Here is a 20,948-nt window from a genome sequence, read left to right on the forward strand (position 1 = left end):
AGAGCAAGCAGAAGCAAAAGCAGAGCAAGCTCAACAAAATGAAGCTCACTTATCTGCAAACAATGCTCATTTAAATGAAGTGATTCTAACTTTACGAACGTCTACATCATGGAGATTAACAGCGCCATTAAGGGCGATGTCTTATTTAGCTCGAGGTGATCGACAAGCACTTAAAAAAGCACTATTTTATCGCATGCCTTTAATTGAACGCCTGTGTTTACCTGATGGTGGTGGCTTTAAGGGAAGATTAAAGCGCGCTTCATTACTGCTTATGAAAGAAGGACCAAAACCTTTAATTAAAAAGGTAGCATCACTGAATCAAGCGACAATTAATTCTCAGTCTAGCTATACTCAGTGGCTTTCGCACCACGAAGAGAAAGAGCATCAGGATGCTCTGTTAGTTTCACAATCTATGTCGTCAATTGTAGGTCCATTAATATCGATTGTAATGCCGACTTATAATACAGATGAAAAATATCTTCGTTTATGCATAGACTCAGTTCTTAGACAGTCATACTTAAATTGGGAATTATGCATAGCTGATGATGCCTCTACCAATGGACGCGTAAAAGAAATTTTAGATGAGTATAAAAATAAAGACCCGAGAATAAAAGTTAACTACCGAAAAGAAAATGGTCATATTTCAGCTGCAAGTAATAGCGCATTAGAGCTAGTTAGTGGAGATTGGGTAGCACTTCTTGATCATGATGATGAATTACACCAACATGCATTAATACATGTGGTTGATGCAATAAACAGTAAAGAAAATATTCAATTTATTTACAGTGACGAAGATAAAATCGATGAGCAAGGACATCGAGAGGATCCCCACTTTAAATCTGATTGGAACTTAGATTTACTCTATAGTCAGAATTATGTTTCGCATTTAGGTGTTTATAAAGCGGATATAGTTAAGAGGATAGGTGGATTCCGCATTGGCTATGAAGGTAGCCAAGATTTTGATTTATTATTACGCTACTCTCGGGAAATCGATCAAAAAAATATCGTGCATATTCCTAAAGTACTTTATCACTGGAGGATGGTGGAGGGATCGACCGCTTTGGCCTCAGGAGAAAAGTCTTATACTACTGAAGCGGGTGTTAAAGCATTAGAAGATCACTTTAAAGTGTTAAATGTCGATGTGACTGTTGAACGAGGGATGGCAGATAACATATACAAAGTTAATTGGCCTTCGCTTAAAGTTGACGGTACTGAACCATTAATTTCATTGATTATTCCAACTTATAATGGCTATCAGATAACTAAGCAAGCTATCGACTCAATTTTAGAGAAAACTACATACTTAAATTATGAAATATTATTGATCGATAATAATTCAGATGATCCTACTGCATTAAAATACTTTGAAGAGATAGATAAGAACGAAAAGGTATCAGTACTGCGTTATCCTTTTCCATTCAATTATTCTGCGATTAATAATTTCGCTGCAAAACATGCTAAAGGCGAAGTTTTAGGATTAATCAATAATGATATTGAGGTTATCAACTCGGATTGGTTAACTGAAATGGTTTCTCACGCGATACGTGATGATGTTGGTTGTGTTGGTGCAAAGCTTTATTACCCCAATAACACTATTCAGCACGCAGGAGTCATTTTAGGCCTCGGTGGAGTGGCCTGTCATTCGCATAAGGACTTTCCTCGTGATCACCCTGGATATTTTAGGCGGTTACAATCGGTTCAAAACTACTCAGCAGTTACAGCTGCTTGCTTACTTGTTAAAAAGAGTATCTTCAATCAAGTTGATGGGTTAAATGAATTAGATTTGACAGTTGCATTTAATGATGTCGACTTTTGTTTGAAAGTAAAATCAGCTGGTTATAGAAATCTTTGGACTCCCTATGCAGAGCTTTATCATCATGAATCAATTAGCCGTGGTGCAGAAGATAACCCGGAAAAGATAACTCGTTTTAATAAAGAAATAGACTACATGGTTACACACTGGAAAACCGATGAAATATTTGATTTTGCATATAACTCCAACCTAACTATTTCAAAAGAAGATTTTAGTTTAGCTTGGCCTGCAAGATTTAAAAATAATAAATAGACTAATTTACTGGAATTTTTAGGGGGGGCAAAGCTCGATGAATAAAAGTAAACCATTAGTCGTAGATTTAGATGGGACTTTAATAAAAACTGACATTTTGATTGAATCGTTAATGAAGAGGTCGTTCGGCGATATGTACGACATCAAAATCAACAGGGCACCGAGTAAACAGTTGTAGTTATAGGATAACTGATAGCATGTATGACCCCTTCTGGCGGGGTATAAAACAAATTCGATTTCTAACAAGGCGGATATTTCTTCTCTTTTTATTCCTAGGTATATTCTATTAGATGTCTAAATACAAATGTCACGTTGCAGCAATAATTGTAACGTATAAACCGGATATGCAGTCACTGGCAAGGCTGGTTGAGGTTTTGTCCTCCCAGGTATCGAAGATATACGTAATTGACAATGCGTCGTCGATGTCGACAACGTTAGAGCTGCTTGACGTAACTCTCACTTTATTAGCAAATAATACGGGGATTGCCTACGCGCAAAACATTGGACTAAAAACGGCAATTGGTGATGGCTTCACGGATTTTGTTCTATTTGATCAAGACAGTTTGCCTTCTGAGGCGATGATTTCAGACCTCTTACGGGCCCGCAGTCAAGCTTTTGACGACGGCATTAGAGTCGCTGCGGTTGGTCCGGTACATATTGACCTAGATACCTCAGAAGCTAGTACCTTTATCAGTACAAAGAATGGACGTTTGGATAAAATAATGGTTCCTATTTCGTACTCTGCCAGTCACACTTATGCCCAATGTGACTTTTTGATTGCTTCTGGTTGCCTCATATCAAAGAGTGTATTAGATAACATTGGATACATGGAAGAGGAATTGTTCATTGATTGTGTTGACATCGAATGGGGCTTTAGGTCTAAAAATAAAGGTTATGTTTGTATAGCAGCCTTTGATGCTAAAATGTATCATAAAGTTGGAGATGCTCCATTGAAGGTCTTAGGCCAAAATCTTACTACGCACTCTCCATTACGCCATTATTACTACTATCGTAATTTCTACCGTTTGTTACAACGCGCATATATACCAGTCAGCTGGAAGGCTTACACAATCACGAGGTCAAGTTTACAAGCAGTCATATTTTGTATATTTCTTAAACCTAGGGTTATGCAATTTAGATGTATTATAAAAGGAATTTTCCATGGTCTAATTAATCGCAGTGGAAAATATGAATAAAAATATTGTTTACGTAATTAATGTCGATTGGTACTTTCGCCTTCATTGGTTAGAGCGAGCTGAGTACTTCCAATCTTTAGGTTTTAATGTTCATATCATTAGCAGTTTTTCAAATGATGATATTAAAAATGAATTGGCATCTAAAGGTTTTATTTGTCATCAGCTATCAGTTAAGAGAAAAAGTGTTAATATTTTTCGAGAGATCGGCAGTCTTTTTCGCCTTAAAAGAATATTAGATGAAATTGAGCCTGAATTGATACACTGTGTGACAATTAAGCCTAATATATATGCGGGCTTGTTAAATAGATTGTTTTTTAATAAACCGATAATATATAGTGTGACGGGGTTAGGTGCAGTTTTTAGCTCTAAATCGATTAAATTTAACCTATTAAAATATATAATTACTACACTCTATAAGTGCATATCTATTTCTAAATCACGTTTCATTTTTGAAAATGGTGAAGATTGTAAACTATTTGATGAAATTGGCATTTTAAAGTACGAAAATGGTCGAGTTGTCAAAGGTGCCGGAATTGATCTAGCTCGCTTTTCTCCTTCAATGTCACCTCTAAATAAGAATGTTTTGTTCGGTGCTAGACTTTTGAACGAAAAAGGGTTGGCCTGCTTAGTCGAAGCAAAGCAGATTTTAGAAAGCCAAGGTGTTGAATTCACGCTTAATGTTGCGGGGATTATTGATAGCGACGTTTCTTCAGCTATTCCTCTTAGTCAAGTAGAGGCTTGGGCAAGCTCTGGTGATATTAATTGGCTAGGTAATGTGCAAAATATGCCTAAGCTAATAAAAGAAAATGATATAGTGTGTTTGCCTACTACATATGGTGAAGGTGTCCCTCGTATCTTGATTGAGGCAGCTTCTTGTCAAAGAGCGATAATCACAACCGATGTCGTTGGTTGTCGTGAAATCGTATCTCATAATGTTAACGGTTTATTGGCGCAGCCTGGAGATGCAATTTCACTTGCTAATTGTTTGCGGTCGCTGCTTGAGAGTGATGAAAAAACTCTTGAATTTGGTGTTAAGGGGCGTCAAAAAGTTGAAACAGAGTTTTCTCAAGAAATGGTATTTGAAAAAACGCTAAAAGTTTACGATGAGCTTGGTGCTATTCGTTAGTTATTAGGGGTATATCCAGTTGGGGCATCTAATAGAATCCTCATAATACATTCTTCGTCAAAGTTATGACAACAACCATCGAGTTGTGCCAAAAGTGGCTGCATTTCACTCCAACTCAACATCTGCTCTCTGGCTGTCATTATCTTTTGATGGCCACTACCTTCCACATTGTCCCCAATCAAAAGCTCTTCATAAAGCTTCTCTCCTGGGCGTAGTCCTGTAAATTTTATAGAGATATCACCTTCTTGAGGTGAGCCTTCTATATTTTCTTGCATACCCATCAAATGAATCATGCGTTTCGCTAGGTCTAAAATCTTGACTGGTTCACCCATATCGAGGACGAATACTTGACCATTGTTACCCATTGCTCCTGCTTGTATAACAAGTTGAGCAGCTTCGGGGATTAGCATGAAATAACGAATGATATCAGGGTGAGTGACGGTTACAGGGCCGCCACATTTGATTTGCTTTTTGAATAATGGAACCACTGAGCCTGAAGATCCAAGGACATTGCCAAAACGTACCATGGTGAAATTTGTGGTGTCTTGCTTGTCTGCCAACGCTTGAAGAACTAACTCAGCCATGCGCTTGGTTGCACCCATTATGTTAGTTGGTCTTACTGCTTTATCTGTTGAAATGAGAGTGAAGTTTTTTACCCCTGTTTGGATCGCAGCTTCAGCGCAAGCAAGTGTGCCAAACACATTATTACGAACGCCTTCAACAATATTATCTTCAACTAATGGAACATGTTTATATGCTGCAGCATGGTAAACAGTTTCAACTCCATGCGCTGTCATCAGTTTTTCTAAGCGGTTTTGTCTCTGAACGGAGCCAAGAGCAGCGACTATTCGAGTTTCGCTTTTTAAGTTGATTTTTGTTGAATTCAGTTCTTGGTCGATTTTGTAAAGGTTGTATTCATTTAGCTCCAATAGCACAAGTGTTTTTGGTTTCTGTGACATGATTTGACGACACAGCTCAGAGCCAATAGAGCCTCCGGCGCCAGTAACCATAACATTCTTATTAAAAATGTTTTGTGCTAAAAGTTCCTTGTCTGGGTCAACGGCTGCTCTCCCAAGTAGATCGGCGACATCAAGATCTTTCACGTCAGTAGCTGCTGCTTTTCCTGCTGCAATATCTTCCACTGATGGTACTGATTGCACTGCGATTGGCCAATGTGACAATTTTTCAACCAATCTCAAGCGCTCACCTTTATTAATCCCATTAATGGCTAAAAGTAGCTTTACGGGTTGATAAAGTGATTGAAGGTGTTCAAATTCACTTGAGTGGTGGACCTTAAGTCCAAATAATATTTGACCTGACTTTGTAGGGTCATCATCAAGTAAGACGACTGGGTTGTACTCGTCTCCCTGAATGAGGGCATATGTTAAGTCGCGCCCTGTTGCTCCTGCGCCATAAATAAACACATTGGGCTTTTGACGTTTAAACCAGTGATAGTAGATCGAACGGATGAGTATTCTAGGGCCACCTAACGTCAGGGTTGCCAAACCAGCGTATATAAACGGAACACTTCTCGGGATGAATGAGTGGAAAAAAAAGCCACTCATTATTAAAGCTAAGGTCGAAATTATAACGCCAAAGAAAATGTTGCCCACGGCAGGTATCATCATATAGCGCAGGACTGCTCGGTACATTCCTAATTTAACAAAACTATAAATTGTGATTGAAACAGTAATGAAAAGAGTGATTAGTTCCTCTATTTCGACTTCAAAAAATGCACTACCAAGCCTCAATGCTATAGCTAAATAGAGTGAAAGCACGATAGCGAAAATGTCATAACCGATACTGATGAAACGCTTATTCTTGCGTTTGGCATTTAGTAATTTTTGTATTGGTCTGATCATGGTGTTCCTTAGCGAGCCACTGAGCGTCTTAAGTTTGATAGTTATAGTTATAGTTATAGTTTTTAGAATGTATTTTAATGTTGTTGAGTGCGGTAAGCTAGTTGTAATTGATTGTTATGTGTCACTCGGTACCTTTACTGTTAATGTTGTTTATTATTTGTTCTACATTTAGGCTTTTTGCATTATGAAAATTTTAGTCACAGGTAGCACTGGTTTTGTAGGCTCTAGAGTTGTTGAGTTGGCCAGAGAGCGTGACTGGGAAGTCATTCCGGTTGTGCGTAAGCAAATAGAGCCACTTACTAATAGCTTGGTTGTTCCTTTCATTGACGCTTCTACCGATTGGTCTGGTGCATTCGAAAGTGTCGATCGTGTTGTTCACTGTGCTGCTCGCGTGCATCAAATGAATGAAAGTGAGCAAGATGCTTTAGCTGCCTATCGAGATATCAACACCCTTGGCACTTTGAACCTAGCGAAGCAAGCCGCTGAAGCTGGCGTTAAACGGTTTGTGTTCGTCAGCTCTATTAAAGTGAACGGTGAGTTTACTGAGCCTGGCTCCCCTTTCCTTCCTAACCTAAATAATATCCCTAAAGACCCTTACGGCGCGAGCAAGTATGAAGCCGAAGTTGAGTTGGCTCAACTTTCAGAAGAAACAGGCTTAGAAGTGGTTATCATTAGGCCACCATTGGTTTATGGGCCGGGAGTTAAAGCGAACTTCTTATCTATGATGCGTATGATTGATAAAGGTATTCCACTACCGTTTGGTGCTATAAAGAATCAAAGAAGCTTGGTTTATCTGGATAATCTATCCGATTTGATACTGACGTGTTGCGAGCATCCTTCAGCTCCAGGTCATACCTTCTTGGTGTCTGATGATAATGATGTGTCGACTACTCAATTGATGCAAACCATCGCTCATGCTATGGGGAAATCACCGCGATTAATTTCAATCCCAATATCTTGGATACAAGCTGGATCGTCAGTTTTAAATAAACAGCACATAGCGCAAAGAATATGCGGCAACCTCCAAGTGGAGATAAGTTTGACGAAAGAGATATTGGGATGGACCCCCCCTGTAAGTTTTGAACAAGGGATCAAAAGAACCGTAGAAGCTTACTTGAAGTCGTATTGATGCGTTTTATGTAGTTTATGGCTTTCTTGTCCATAAATTTTTCAGGTATCCTTTATTGATTAGTGGTGCTTATAGTGCCCCCACGTTTTCAATCCGAATTTGATAGGACACATATTTTGATTCGTTTGTTAGATTTTATTTTTGCTTTCTTTGGCTTGTTGTTCCTTTGGCCAATATTTCTCGTCATTTGCATCATTGGCTATTTTGATACCGGTTCCCCGGTCTTTTTTCAGACTCGGGTAGGGCGTAACAAAAAGCCATTCACCTTAGTCAAATTCCGCACGATGCCAGTGGAAACAAAGTCTGTTGCGACTCACTTAGTTGGGGCGAGTTCTGTAACGAAATTAGGTGGATTTTTACGTAAGACCAAGCTTGATGAGCTGCCTCAGCTGTACAACGTGCTTAAAGGTGAAATGAGTTTAGTTGGTCCAAGACCATGTCTGTTTAACCAGCAAGAGCTGATTGATGAGAGAGAGTCGAGAGGAGTGTTGTCGGTTAGACCGGGTGTGACGGGGTTAGCTCAAATCAATGATATCGACATGTCGACACCGAAAAAACTCGCGGAGTGGGATCAACGCATGATTCAGACGTTGAATACTAAATTGTACTTCCAATACATCATTCAAACAGTATTAGGTAAAGGCTCGGGCGACCGCGTTTAATTTGCCTTCTTTCTTATCTTTCACCTCTTTCTGACGCAGCTCTGACGTTTTTTTTGAATCACTGTGGTGCGTTTACTAATTATACATTTACTTGGTAGCGGTTATTACCTATCATAATGCTCAATTAGTTGTTTATTCAGAGTAATTCCTTTCTAGGTTATCTATCATTGAATAGATGGTTTTGGTTGGATATTGAAAGCAAAGCAGCAATCTTCTGGTGTTGGTACCTTGTGAGTACCATTTTTGTAGTGTCATACGAAAAGATGATGCTAGCTGCTCGCTTGCAATAGCTTAAGCAAGCTATTCTCAAGTTCTTTGTGCTTGTTAAACAACATTGATAAATCTGGCGAAATTCAAAAGTACAGTATTGAGCTATTTTTAGCTTCTAGCATTCAGTATTGTGCAATTGTGTCATTAGCTTTGGTATGGAATGGCGTGTATGAGTGTCTGCTTTTTGGGCTTTCATACAAAAACTGATTAGACTATCGCTTAGATTTGCTAGGAAAATCAGCCTCAGTTCAGTTTGAAATATGGAAGATATAATTATATGAAAATGCAGTGGTTAGCTAGGGTTTCACCTTTGTTGTTGCTATCAGCATCAGCTGTCGGAGCTGAAAATTTATACGTAGGCGCTAAAGTTGGTAACGTAACTGCCGATAACTTTGCACCATTAGTAGAGAGCCGCACGGCTATTGACGACTCAGACACATCTTACGGTGTGTTTGTTGGTTATCATATCGTAGATACACTAGCTATCGAAGGTGGCTACAACTACCTTGGTGAGTATGACCTTAAAGATATTGCAGGTGGCAGCTACGAAGCAAGCAGCTTTGATGTTGTTCTAAAAGCGTCTGGCAATGTAACAGATAGCTTAGCGCTATACGCAAAAGGTGGCATCGCCATTTATGACTGGAACGCAAACGGCCCAGGTGTTGAGTCTGACGATTCTGGCGTTACTCCAACGATTGCTTTTGGTACTGAATACTCGATTACATCAGCGATGAAGGTCGGTATTGAATACCAGCTATATAAGGATATTGGTGGCGTGGATATCGACTCGTTTAATGTTGCTTTGTCACATAGCTTTTAATTATTTGTAGGGATAAATTGTGAAATATAAAATTTTAGCGTTATCAGTTGTTGGTGCAATCCTTGGCGGTTGTGGCAGTGACAACAACAACAGCGTGCCACCTGAGCAAGCGTACCGTAACATCATGGCATTCGACCCTGCAGTTATGGGTATGAAAGGCACATTCAGCTGTGATGATGGTACAACCGGTTCTCTAGAAGAAACAAACTACTACGGTGTTTCTGAAGTTACTGAGCTTACCGTTCTTAACTACCCTGAAACTTGTTCGTTTGCTTACAATGCAACACCAGGCGCCAAAGATGTTTCTAATGGTAAAGACATGAGCAAGGTGAGCTACAAGTTCCCTAAAGGCTTAGCGAACTACGATGACCTTGTTACATCTTCTCCAATCTCAACACTGATTGAGAAAGAGCTGGATGGCGCTGTTTATGATGAATCTACAGGTACTGATGTTCTAGTTGCTCTTGGTTTGGGTAACTTGCTGAACAATGGCAGTGTTAGCAGTGTTGCTGACTTCCTGCGTCGTACACAAGAAATTATTGAAGGCCTTCCAGCAAAAGATGCTAGCCGAGTGTCAGCAACAGCAGCGGTACTATCAGACGTACTTGTAGTTAGCTCTGATAAGTCAGCAACTGAGCTCTCTAAGGCAGCGGTTGCAATTACAGAAGAAGTTCTCAAAAGTTACCCTGAATACCCTACAGCACCAAGTGGCGATGACATCTACTTGGATCTAACTACAGACCCTGACTTTATTGAAGGTGTGGTGGCTGATCCTACTCAGGATGTGACTATTCCAGATTCAGCAGAAAAACCATCTGAACCGGTTCCAGACCCAGATGAAGGCACTAAGCCACCGACTGGCGGCACTGGCGGCACTGGCGGTACTGGCGGTACTGGCGGTGGCGGTAACGGCGGTGGTACCGGCGGCTAATTTAAGCATCAATAATAAAAGGCACCACACGGTGCCTTTTTTACATGCTATTACTATCGAGCACTGTCACCATTAAACTCTGTTACCACTAAACGTAGTCACTATTAAACACTGTTACTAATAAACACGGCCACTATCTAACATAGTCACTGTCAAATACGGTTAAAACCTATTGTATCCCAATGAAAATACTCAGTTATTCTAAAAGCGCATATCTCATAGCATCCTTTGGCGCATTAGCTATCGCTTCTAATGCCTATGCCGTCGATAACTTGATGTCATCTCAAAGTTATACCGGCGCAATCATTGTGCCTAATGCTCAAGTGATGGACACTGGCGACATCTCTTACCTCTATGGTCAAGGCGTGCCATACAACGGGAAAACCAGTGAGTTAGATAACATATTATTTAGCGTTGGTTTATTCGATGGCTTTGAGGCTGCGGGTCGAATTGTCACCAAAACTTATGACTGCCACCTTTACCCAAATGTACCCAATTACAATCCTAATTGTGGTAATGGTATTCGTGATTTGTCGGCATCGTTTAAATACCAGCTTCCTTTCGTGAAAGATTGGACAGGGTTCGATTTTGCCATAGGTGTTCAAGATTTGGGTGGCGCGGCCAGTAACTTTGAAACTTACTATGCAGTAGCCGATTTTGAGCCTGACTTTGTCCCTGCAAGGTTTAGTGCCGGTTATGGTAAATCAGAAGTGAGCCATGGCGTTCTGAACGGGCCCTTTGCCAGTCTAGAATATCAGCCGTTGGATTTTGTTCAGCTTATTGCAGAACACGACTCTCACCAATTTAATGCTGGCCTTAAGGTATTTACACCAGAAAACTACTTACCACTGGATACGCAGTTATCTTTTCAATACCAGTTTTACACCAGTGGTAATGCCGATATAGACATTTGGTCGGTAGCAGCATCTACTCCTTTAATGGGCTTCTCTGAGTCTCGCCGAGTGAATGAGTTAACCCTAGAAGACAAGATCGCAGTAGAGCAAGCGCATCATAAATTTGCTGGTATGGTTCAACTTAAAAAAGCACTGGTTGATGAAGGCTTTCTTAACGTTAGAATCTCTGCGGACGATATTGGTTTAAACGTAGCACTGGAAAACCGACGTTATAACCGCAACCAAGTCGATGGCGTTGGTGTTGCCTTAGGTATTATCTCTTCTTACGTGGGAGAAGGTATGCTTCAAGACCTCGGGGTGAAAAATTACCAACAGCAAAACATTCGCCTGTTTAACTTGGTGAACGACATGCCGATGATGGAAGTGATCACCAGTGCCCCATGTTACCGTGAATTTGTAAAAACGGGTGAACCTTGCAAAACCCTTCTCGTGCGTACTTCTGATGTGAAAAAGAGTTATGCAAAAGCGAACTTTGATAAAGAGGTGGCTCGTTCTGGCTTTGGTCGCACGCAGGTGATTGTTTCTCCAGCCTTGTATCACAATACCGCTACAGAATACGGTGTATTTGACTACTCTTTAGCGCTTGCCACTAACCTGTATACACCTCTTTGGAAAGGCGCTGCGTTGGATGTTCGACATGTAATGCCGTTGGCAGAGAGTGACGACTTCAAAGACGGCGAAATTTGGGGTGACAATGCCTTTGAAAATGAAGTCGATAGGGTACTTTTCCACCAAGCATTCCAATTGCCATACAACCTCACCACTCAATTCTCATTCGGACAAGTTTACGGAAACTTTTTAGGCTTCTTGAATGAAACGCAGTATGCGAGCAACAGTGGCCGTCACATTCTAGGGGCAGAGTATGCGAACTTTTCTGCTCAAGATAAGTACGACTCAAAAGGGAAAGCGATCTTAGATGCGACCCCGCTGATTGGCCACTACACCTACTCAAGACCGGATTGGAACTGGCAAGGTAAAGTGCAAGCCGGTCAATTCTGGAAAGGCGATGAAGGGGTACGTGTGACCACCAGTCATTGGCTGGGCGATGTAAGAGTTGATGCGTCATACCAGACCACAAAAGCAGTAGGCAGCAGTGAAGCCGAAGATTTTGTGACGCTTTCTATCGCGATTCCGCTGACACTATGGCGTGATATGAGCCCTGACTACGTTCAATTACGTGGTATTGACCAGTTTGTATACGCTCTACAAACTCGTGTGGGTGAGACTCACAATAATTTAGGCACAGGCTTGGGTGTCGATACTGGCTTGCAACACAATATTGAAAGGCAGTACTTCAACCGTAACCGCATCGGCGCAAGTTACTACTATGAAAACCGACAGCGCTTACGCAATGCTTACCTAAAATATTTAGAAGCAGTAAAATAATTCAGCGTAACATCTAAAACTAAGAGCCAGCACCTTATGTGTTGGCTCTTTTGCTTTTGGCTGTGTTTCGTATCATCCGCTCTTATCTTTTCGTATCTCGTTTCCCCGAATCTCGAATCTGCTCTTATCTTTTCGTATCCCGTTTACCCGCATCCCGTATCTGCTCTTAAACCATTCAACTAGGTTGATAATAAACACAAATTGTGGATAATGTTTACGGATTAAAATGACCGGATGTAAGCATCGTTTTTGCTGCGTTTGGTATTGACTATGCAGTGTGGTGTCACGGACGATCAAAGGGCGGTAGCATCTTGATTTTTCGATGATAAATGAGAGTTAGATCTTATTATTTTTCCACGTCAGCGCTATTTAAAGCCGCATAGCTGATAAAATTACGCGCTTAACTTCCTTTGGTGTCCTTTTAGGGATCACAATACATTCCACCTCTATTACTTGGTTAACATGAAGATCAATAAAAATCGTCTCCTTTTCGCGCTTATACCCGCATTGCTTGTAGGGTGTACGACTCCAGGTACTCACCTGTCAACCGGTGGTAAGAATGTGATTCAGCCTTCTGAGGAACAGCAAGAGTCTGATATTTCTGAAGTGGTGAATGTCTATCCGCTGACGGCTCAGCTAGTATCGACTTACCAAACGGGTACATTGTCGGTGTCACAAGCCAACCCTGAACTTGATGTAGACATCGCAAAGTATGAATACAAAGTTGGTGTCGGTGATATCTTAAATATCACAATCTGGGACCACCCTGAATTGACGATTCCTGCAGGCTCTTACCGTAGTAGTACCGAAGCGGGTAACTGGGTTCATGCTGACGGCACCATCTTCTACCCGTACATTGGTACAGTAGAAGTGGCAGGAAAAACCGTTCGTGAAATTCGTTCTGATATCGCGGAACGTTTGGCGAAATACATCGAAAGCCCTCAAGTCGATGTGAACGTAGCGGCTTTCCGTTCTAAGAAAACCTACATTACTGGCGAAGTGTCTAAACCTGGCCAGCAGCCAATCACTAATATCCCACTAACATTACTGGATGCGGTGAACCGTTCTGGCGGTTTGTCTGAAGATGCTGATTGGCGCAATGTTTCATTAACCCGTAACGGCGTGGAAGAGAACCTGTCTCTTTATGGTTTGATGCAACGTGGTGACCTAACTCAAAACCGTTTACTGCAAGCCGGTGATATTGTTCACGTACCTCGTAACGACAACCAAAAAGTGTTTGTGATGGGGGAAGTGAATGACCCTCAACTGCTGAAGATCGACCGTGTTGGCATGAGCCTAACCGAAGCACTCAGCAACGTAGGTGGCATTAACCAGCTGACGGCCGATGCAACTGGCGTGTTTGTGATTCGTACCTCTGATGATAAATCAGAACGCATGGCGGACATCTACCAACTAAATATGGAAGATGCATCAGCTTTAGTGATTGGTACCGAGTTTGATTTAAAACCTTACGACATTGTGTATGTCACCGCTGCACCAATCAGCCGTTGGAACCGTGTTATCGGTCAGCTTGTACCGACCATCTCTGGCTTCAACGACCTAACTGAAGGTATGTTGCGCGTTCGTAATTGGTAATCACTGAAGATTAATCATCAGGTTGCATTTAGCGTGTAACCTGATTTTTTACATCTAGAAGTAAATCTTGTTTGTAAGCACGTTCAGTTTATCAATGCATTCGGTTCACAGGTGCATTGGGTTTACAGATGCATTGGGTTTACGAAAAACTAACGCTATAAGTGAATTATGTTTAATAAAATTTTAGTCGTATGCGTGGGCAACATTTGTCGTTCCCCAACGGGAGAGCGAGTTTTACAAAACTTGCTTCCAAACAAAGAAGTGGCCTCTGCCGGTATAGCTGCTGAAAAAAGCCGTTTAATTGGTAAGCCTGCAGACGACACGGCGATTTTGATTGCTGCTGAAAATGGGGTGGATGTTGAAAATCATCAGTCTCAGCAAGTCACGCCACAGCTTTGTGCTCAGTATGACTTGATCTTGGTGATGGAGAAGGGCCATTTAGAAGCGCTTACTCAAATATCGCCAGAGGCACGCGGCAAAACTATGTTGTTTGGTCAGTGGATTGGCCAAAAAGACATTCCTGATCCTTACCGTCAAAGCCGTGAAGCCTTTGAACACGCTTATAAGCTGATTGACGAAGCAGCACAAGCTTGGGCGAAAAAACTGTAACTGAAGCTGTCATTTAATTTAGGTACTGTTTACTTAAGCAGTTAAGCCTTATCGCCACCAATAGAATCATATAAAAGAGAAGTGCGCGGAGCGGATTTCTCTTCAAAAAACTAGTTTAGGAAGTAGCAATCTGATGACAACACAAACCTCTCAGCAATCGCATACAGATAACTCTGATGAGATCGATTTAGGAAAACTGCTTGGCATTCTGCTGGACGCTAAATGGCTAATCATGCTGACCACATTCGCTTTTGCTGTGTTTGGTATTGCGTTTGCATTGCTTTCAACGCCGATATACAAAGCCGATGCCCTCATTCAAATTGAAGAGAAGAGCTCTGGCGGTATTTCATCGATGGTCGGTGACATGGGCGAGTTGTTCTCTCAAGAATCTTCTGCGACGACGGAAGTGGAGATCATCAAATCTCGTATGATCTTGGGCGAAACGGTCGATAAATTTAACCTCACGACGGTGACATCACCGAACTACGCACCCATCGTAGGTAAAGGTTTTGCTCGCTTGACCGGTGATATTAACCACATTGTGGTAAGCCGCTTTACTTTGCCAAACTATGCGAGCGCTTACGCACACACCATTCAAATTCTCGATGCCGAGCAGGGTACCTACCAATTAGTTCGCGATGATGAGCGCATTATCTTGCAAGGCAAAGTGGGTGAGCTAGCAACAGCCGATGACTACAGTTTGTTTGTGGCAGGTTTTGAATCGCATAATGATTTTGAATTCTCTATTGCGAAACAAAGCCGACTAGAAGCGATCGAATGGTTGAAAAAATCGTTGTCTTTGTCTGAGCAAGGTAAGCAGACCGGTATTTTGAAGTTAAGCTTTGAAGGTGAAAATAAGCAGCAGATTTCTGAAATCCTTAATCACATTAGCCAGATCTACTTTTTACAAAACGTGAAGCGTAACTCAGCGGAAGCAGAGAAGAGCCTTGAATTCCTAGAAAGCCACCTTCCAGGCATTAAATCTGAGCTGACGGGTTATGAAGATACGCTAAACAACTACCGTCAAAAGAACGAATCGATCGACTTGGGCTTAGAAGCACAGTCAACCTTGAAGGTGATGGTAGAGCTTGAAGCGCAATTGAATGAGCTGACGTTCAAAGAGAGTGAAATCAGCCAACGCTTTACTAAAGATCACCCAGCCTACAAAGCTCTACTTGATAAACGCAAAACATTATTAGGTGAGAAAGAGCGCCTAAACAAGCAAGTACAAAAGCTGCCAAAAACACAACGTGAAGTACTGCGTATGACACGTGATGTTGAAGTAAACCAACAAATCTACATCCAGCTTTTAAACAAGGTTCAAGAACTCAGCATCATCAAAGCCGGCACTGTCGGTAACGTTCGTATCTTAGATGACGCTCAAGCCTATGCTCGTGCTGTAAAACCTAAGAAGCCGCTCATTGTTGTGTTAGCAACGCTATTGGGTGGCATGCTAAGTGTGGCGTTTGTGTTAGTAAAAGCAGCGTTCCACCGTGGTGTGGAAAGCCCAGACCAAATTGAACAAATTGGCCTACCTGTTTATGCAGCGGTACCAAAATCTGATTTGCAGATAGAGCTAACTAACCGCTTTAAATCGAAGAAGCAGCAAACTAAGGGTACACAAGCACTGCTTGCCGAATCGAACCCTGCTGATCTTTCGGTTGAAGCACTGCGTGGCCTTCGCACTAGCTTGCACTTTGCGATGCTAGAAGCGAAAAACAACATCTTGATGATCTCTGGCCCTGCGCCAGGCATTGGTAAGTCATTCATCTCGACCAACTTTGCCGCAGTAGCCGCAAAAACAGGCCAAAAGGTACTGTTGATTGATGCCGATATGCGCAAAGGTTACCTACAACAAAGCTTCGGCGTAAACTGGGACAACGGCCTTTCTGATGTATTAAGCAGTAAGCAAGAGTTTGCTCAATCAGTGAAAACGACACCAGTGGAAAACCTAGAAATTATTACTCGCGGCCAAGTGCCACCCAACCCATCTGAACTGTTAATGCACCCACGCTTTGCAGAGCTAATGGAGTGGGCATCAAAAGAGTATGACTTGGTGATTGTCGATACCCCACCTGTACTGGCAGTAACCGACCCAAGCATTGTCGGCGCCTTCGCTGGCACCACATTAATGGTTGCTCGTTACGGTCAAAACACCATTAAAGAGATCGATGTGGCTCGTAACCGTTTCGAACAATCGGGTATCGAAGTGAAAGGCGTTATCTTCAACGCTATCGAGAAGAAAGCATCAAGCTCATATGGCTACGGTTACTACAACTACGCATATTCGAGCGATAAGAAGTAAAGAGCAGTAACGAGATGCGAGTAATCGGGTAAACGAAGAGCTTAAGAGCTAAGGGCAGATACAAGATGCGAGTGGCGAGATACGAAAAGCGCCACTCGAATCTGCTCTTTTAGCTCTTCGAATCCCGTTTACCCGTAACTCGCATCTGCTTTTGGTCACCCGTATCTATTTTTTAACCACGCCTCCCGTCAAATACAATCCAATCGCCGCTAACACCGGATAACCAAACGCTTCATTGGTCATTTCTCCCAAGGGTTTCCAATCGTAGCCGTGCATACAGCCTAAAATAACCATCACATGCAGCGCCACATAAGGAATGGTGAACAACAACACAATGTAGCGCTGTACTAACTTAAAAGGTTCATACGCTTTAAGCAGTGCCAGCTTGTGCTTCGCTTTTTCTTCATCAGTAAAAAACATCGCATCTCCTGTGTTGGTGATTGCATCTAACCCTTTGTTAATAGAAGACTGGCTCCCGAATATTCTTCCGAACAATGTCATACTGCTCCTTGGTTTATTGATGGTTAAATTCCGCCATTCCCGCTCTTAAGCCTTTCGCATCGCGTTCACTCGTCTCCCGCATCTGCTTTCAAGCTCTTAAGCTCTTAAAACCACAACCGGACACGCCTTATTCACTCCCCAATCTTTATGCCCCTTCACATTCTCATCTGAAATCAAGAACTGCTCTTGCAAGGCTGCCACTAAACCAAACAGCGCCTTACGCTGCGCAAGTGTGAAGTTATCTTCTGGTTGAAGCTCGGCATTACAGCCACCTATCATACAAACCCCAATATTGCCCTTGTTGTGCCCTTTCACATGTGCGCCGGTTTGCGATAGCGGCCTACCAAGTTCGACATCGCCATTACGACGAATAACAAAGTGATACCCCACATCGCGCCAGCCTCTCTTTTTATGCCATCGGCGAATCTCGGCTACGTCTACATCTTGCTGTGGTGGCGTGGCGCTGCAATGCACCGTAATAAATGAGAATGCCGGGCAATGAGGCAAGCGGAGTAAAACCGAAACGAGACTGAAGGAATAGGTCGCGAGTGAGAAACAAGGCTCTAACGAAGGACTTCGCTCTTCCGTGCTAGCTTGCTCTTGCAAACAGGTCGGCTCTTGTAAAGCAGACGCCTCTAACGGCTGGTGTGGAACTCGATCAGTTGCTGGTGGAGTGTTTGACAAAATAAATCCTCGTGTTGTTGTAACCAAGTGATTAAAGATGTTGATAACGATTCTTTTAAATTAGGGTGCAGTGCCATGTGTTGTCGCAAACTGGTGGCGACGGTTTTGGCATAACCAGAGTGGTGGTTTACATAACGTAAATACATGACGTAATAACCCAGAGGCTGCCTGCGCCGTGCTCGGCTGATCATCCAACAAATATCCTCATAGCTGGGGACGTCACCGCATTCATCCTCATTAAAATCACAACCGTCCATTTGGCTTTCTTTATAACCGCCGGCTTCATAGCTCAGTACTTGGCCAGACCCATCACTATCACTAAAAAATAACGGCTGGCGTGATTGATTCAGGGAATTAACACGGCACTCGAGGCTCGCCATTCCGGGTTGGTACGCTGAAATAAAAAGAGAAACTATCGCCTTCATTAAGCACCTTATTGCTGCATGGGGAGGGCAATGTACTTGAAGATTCTTGATTGGGGTTGGCGGTAATAGCGCGAAAATGGAGGGACATAGAAAAGTGAGAAGTGCTTCGAAAAATTATAGATCAATAAGGCTGGTGTTGCATATCTATCCGAGGCGTTTAACCAAACATCTTTTCTTACAACTTATCTCATGGGCGTTTCGCCCCTAAAGCGCCAAAAAGTGTTGTTAATGCTCTGTATATCAATGGATTTCTATACGAATAACTAATTAACAAGGAGCGTTAACCATGTGTGTTTCTCTAATTCTTTCTTTCATCCCATTAAAAACCGGCTCGCCGATAAGCAAGTTGGTGTTATTAAAATTGGCCGATAACGCCGACGCGCGCGGCGTGTGTTTCCCATCCTTAAATTACTTAGCGCAATACTGCGAAGTGTCGGTAAGAACGGTGAAACGACACGTTAACGAACTCGAGAAACAAGGGTTTGTGAAGCGGATAAAACGGTTTGATGATTCAGGACGTCAGCGCAGCAATATATATCAGCTGCGCCTACCCAACGACAGCCACATTCAGCAGGCCGATCTAGACCAAGCGAATCAAGAGAACACTAATGTAGAACAAACAGGTTTACCGCCAGCCTCGTCAGAATATCCACAGAAAACAGAGCTCGCAAAGAAAACAGACCATTCAGACACTCCCCTGGGTGACTCAAGATCCAACACGGAGAGTGATCATCCTGCACACATAATCTTTCATAAAGAACATAAAACAGACACTCCTTGTAAAGAGCCCTCTCATTGCGAAGATAAAGAAAATGCTACATCCCAAACGGAAAGTACCAATCAAGGAAGCTCAAAGAGTGAAGCCGTGATTCACCTACTCACCAAAGAGGGCAGCGCGCCGATTTATCATGAGTTCACCACCATATTAGAACGCACCTACCCAAAGTTAGATGTGTTGCAAGAACTGCATGCCATGCAAGCTTGGTTATACATTAATCCCGATAAGCGCAAACCCTTTGAGCACATTGGCCACTTTGTAAATGGTTGGCTAAGAAGAAGCGCCCAAGCTAAGGCGAAGCGAGACTCATCGTCAGTTTTTAAGCAAGCAGGGGCGGGTAAACCTGCAAGGGCCTCTACACCAACCAAGGCAGCTAAACTCCAAAAGACCGCGCAAGCAATAGGTTCCGAAAAAGCAATACAGGCAGCTAAGCCCATGGAACCCAAACAACCCACACCTGTCTCTCAGGCCCTAGCGGACTACAAAGCCAAAAGCACCACCAACCCGTTCGAAGCGCGTATCAAGGCCCTAGTTCAATCCAAATCGCCCGGCACGGATTCTAAGCAGTGACCATTCGATTATTCACAGGCTAAGCGCTTGTTCACACGGCCAAAAGCTCAGAAAAAAACAAAGGCGAAGGCAGACCAAACGCGAATACAGACAACAAACGTCAAGAAACAAAAGTAGAGTTAGGGAGAGGGCAAATGGACGATACCAGCCTAAAAAAACTGACAACGGAAGAAAAAGTCACCATTTTAGAAAAAGAGATAGCGCGAGTTGAAGGGCGTATTGGCGAGTTCTTGAAACTGCTGGTTAACCACTACCCACAAGGGTTAACACGCACAGAGATTAAAGCGTTATTGGTTGTGAACAACAACCCAAGCTTCGTGTCGCTTTACCGCAACGGCAATATTTTCATTGATATAGAAAAGCGCTACTGCGACGCAGCACAAGAAAACCGGTACCACATAGGGACTCAGTACCTACAAGACGTACAATGCTCCCGCTGGGTCAATGCTTTGTGAGGCACTTGTCAGAATGAGGTAAATTGCAAACTGGTCAATATGCACTTGATTTGCTAGACTACGCAGCAAATTAAAACCGTATGAAAAACGCATAAACCTGAAACACAGTGAAAAATTGTGATTCATTGCCTGTAGGAGCCAAACCTAAGGGCGGTAGCGTACCCAAATGTGGATGGATTATAAGTCAAAGGTAAAAAGCTGTTTTCTCGTTGTTACTTTAAAAAGGGTATAGTCGTACTGAGATATGCTTGAGTATAGCAACCCACTAAAGCGACTCTCTAGGCGATACTGCGTATTTATCCACAATCGACATGGTAGTTTCAATTCGGCAATAAAATAACAGAAATGATTCAAATTAAGTATTACATAAGCTCAATAAAGCTAAAGGCTAAAACTTTATGCGAAAGTGCTAAAGCACATTAGAGCATCGAAAGCTAGATACATCGGCGGTTAGAGATTGGTTTTAAAGGAAATTAATGTCTAATACGTCGAGAGCAAGCAGGTGAGGACTTAGCAGTTATAAGCGAACTTTGATAACTCCGCTAGATTAGAGGTGCAGATTAAAATTTCTAATTTGGTGTGAATTTTACCACGCCACTACAATAGTAGTTATATTTTATAGAGATATAGATAAATAATGACCTTAGAACTATTAGTTTACTTA

General features: G+C 42.3%; 17 protein-coding genes. 13 read left to right on the forward strand and 4 right to left on the reverse strand.

Going from position 1 to position 20,948, the window contains the following annotated elements; translation table 11 throughout:
* From A142_RS07305 to A142_RS07315, 3 genes are all read left to right on the forward strand, one after another.
* Positions 1 to 2,065: glycosyltransferase family 2 protein (locus A142_RS07305; RefSeq protein WP_019821502.1), on the forward strand; the 2,065-nt coding region annotated here is incomplete at its 5' end.
* A gap of 290 nt (positions 2,066 to 2,355) precedes the next feature.
* Positions 2,356 to 3,261 carry a glycosyltransferase family 2 protein gene (locus A142_RS07310; RefSeq protein WP_019821504.1) on the forward strand — a complete coding sequence of 302 codons (906 nt, stop codon included), beginning with the start codon at positions 2,356 to 2,358 and terminating at the stop codon, positions 3,259 to 3,261.
* Positions 3,254 to 4,387, forward strand: coding sequence for a glycosyltransferase family 4 protein (locus A142_RS07315; RefSeq protein WP_019821505.1), 1,134 nt, complete (start codon positions 3,254 to 3,256; stop codon positions 4,385 to 4,387). Before A142_RS07310 ends, A142_RS07315 begins: the two co-directional genes overlap by 8 nt.
* Here the strand turns inward: A142_RS07315 and A142_RS07320 are convergent.
* Positions 4,384 to 6,249 (reverse strand): polysaccharide biosynthesis protein, encoded by a 1,866-nt coding sequence (locus A142_RS07320; protein ID WP_019821506.1) that lies wholly within the window; start codon positions 6,247 to 6,249, stop codon positions 4,384 to 4,386. The genes A142_RS07315 and A142_RS07320 overlap by 4 nt on opposite strands.
* Before the next feature lie 184 nt (positions 6,250 to 6,433).
* Here A142_RS07320 and A142_RS07325 point away from each other — a divergent pair, with 184 nt between their 5' ends.
* From A142_RS07325 to A142_RS07360, 8 genes are all read left to right on the forward strand, one after another.
* Positions 6,434 to 7,378: a UDP-glucose 4-epimerase family protein gene (locus A142_RS07325; RefSeq protein ID WP_019821507.1), complete on the forward strand. Its 945-nt coding sequence runs from the start codon at positions 6,434 to 6,436 to the stop codon at positions 7,376 to 7,378.
* A gap of 113 nt (positions 7,379 to 7,491) precedes the next feature.
* The gene (locus A142_RS07330) at positions 7,492 to 8,040 is read left to right on the forward strand and encodes a sugar transferase (RefSeq protein ID WP_029405381.1); all 549 of its coding nucleotides are present in this window, start codon (positions 7,492 to 7,494) and stop codon (positions 8,038 to 8,040) included.
* Between the two features lie 547 nt (positions 8,041 to 8,587).
* The gene (locus A142_RS07335) at positions 8,588 to 9,130 is read left to right on the forward strand and encodes an outer membrane beta-barrel protein (RefSeq protein ID WP_019821510.1); all 543 of its coding nucleotides are present in this window, start codon (positions 8,588 to 8,590) and stop codon (positions 9,128 to 9,130) included.
* 19 nt (positions 9,131 to 9,149) lie between these two features.
* On the forward strand, positions 9,150 to 10,061 hold the full coding sequence (locus A142_RS07340; RefSeq protein ID WP_019821511.1) for a hypothetical protein: 912 nt from the start codon (positions 9,150 to 9,152) through the stop codon (positions 10,059 to 10,061).
* Positions 10,062 to 10,243: 182 nt separating this feature from the next.
* Entirely contained in the window at positions 10,244 to 12,361 is a 2,118-nt protein-coding gene (locus A142_RS07345; RefSeq protein WP_019821512.1) for a YjbH domain-containing protein, read from the forward strand.
* Positions 12,362 to 12,823: 462 nt separating this feature from the next.
* Positions 12,824 to 13,957: a polysaccharide export protein gene (locus A142_RS07350; protein WP_019821513.1), complete on the forward strand. Its 1,134-nt coding sequence runs from the start codon at positions 12,824 to 12,826 to the stop codon at positions 13,955 to 13,957.
* Positions 13,958 to 14,125: 168 nt separating this feature from the next.
* Complete coding sequence (locus A142_RS07355) at positions 14,126 to 14,566, forward strand: low molecular weight protein-tyrosine-phosphatase (protein WP_017069276.1); 441 nt, start codon at positions 14,126 to 14,128, stop codon at positions 14,564 to 14,566.
* Positions 14,567 to 14,699: 133 nt separating this feature from the next.
* The gene (locus tag A142_RS07360) at positions 14,700 to 16,871 is read left to right on the forward strand and encodes a polysaccharide biosynthesis tyrosine autokinase (RefSeq protein WP_019821514.1); all 2,172 of its coding nucleotides are present in this window, start codon (positions 14,700 to 14,702) and stop codon (positions 16,869 to 16,871) included.
* A gap of 165 nt (positions 16,872 to 17,036) precedes the next feature.
* On the opposite strand, the gene A142_RS07365 is transcribed toward A142_RS07360, so the two are convergent.
* The 3 genes from A142_RS07365 to A142_RS24250 all read right to left on the reverse strand — a co-directional run bounded on the left by A142_RS07365 (position 17,037) and on the right by A142_RS24250 (position 18,481).
* Positions 17,037 to 17,372 (reverse strand): hypothetical protein, encoded by a 336-nt coding sequence (locus tag A142_RS07365; RefSeq protein WP_017063134.1) that lies wholly within the window; start codon positions 17,370 to 17,372, stop codon positions 17,037 to 17,039.
* A gap of 96 nt (positions 17,373 to 17,468) precedes the next feature.
* Entirely contained in the window at positions 17,469 to 17,978 is a 510-nt protein-coding gene (locus A142_RS07370) for an N-acetylmuramoyl-L-alanine amidase (RefSeq protein ID WP_198928594.1), read from the reverse strand.
* Positions 17,979 to 18,007: 29 nt separating this feature from the next.
* Positions 18,008 to 18,481: a hypothetical protein gene (locus A142_RS24250; RefSeq protein WP_029405382.1), complete on the reverse strand. Its 474-nt coding sequence runs from the start codon at positions 18,479 to 18,481 to the stop codon at positions 18,008 to 18,010.
* 286 nt (positions 18,482 to 18,767) lie between these two features.
* Between A142_RS24250 and A142_RS07375 the strand changes: the two genes are divergently transcribed.
* Positions 18,768 to 19,829, forward strand: coding sequence for a helix-turn-helix domain-containing protein (locus A142_RS07375; RefSeq protein WP_019821516.1), 1,062 nt, complete (start codon positions 18,768 to 18,770; stop codon positions 19,827 to 19,829).
* 134 nt (positions 19,830 to 19,963) lie between these two features.
* Positions 19,964 to 20,284: a hypothetical protein gene (locus tag A142_RS07380; RefSeq protein ID WP_019821517.1), complete on the forward strand. Its 321-nt coding sequence runs from the start codon at positions 19,964 to 19,966 to the stop codon at positions 20,282 to 20,284.
* The last annotated feature ends 664 nt before the right edge of the window (positions 20,285 to 20,948 follow it).

The sequence above is a fragment of the Vibrio splendidus 12E03 genome (assembly GCF_000272105.2).
Taxonomy (GTDB): domain Bacteria; phylum Pseudomonadota; class Gammaproteobacteria; order Enterobacterales; family Vibrionaceae; genus Vibrio; species Vibrio splendidus_I.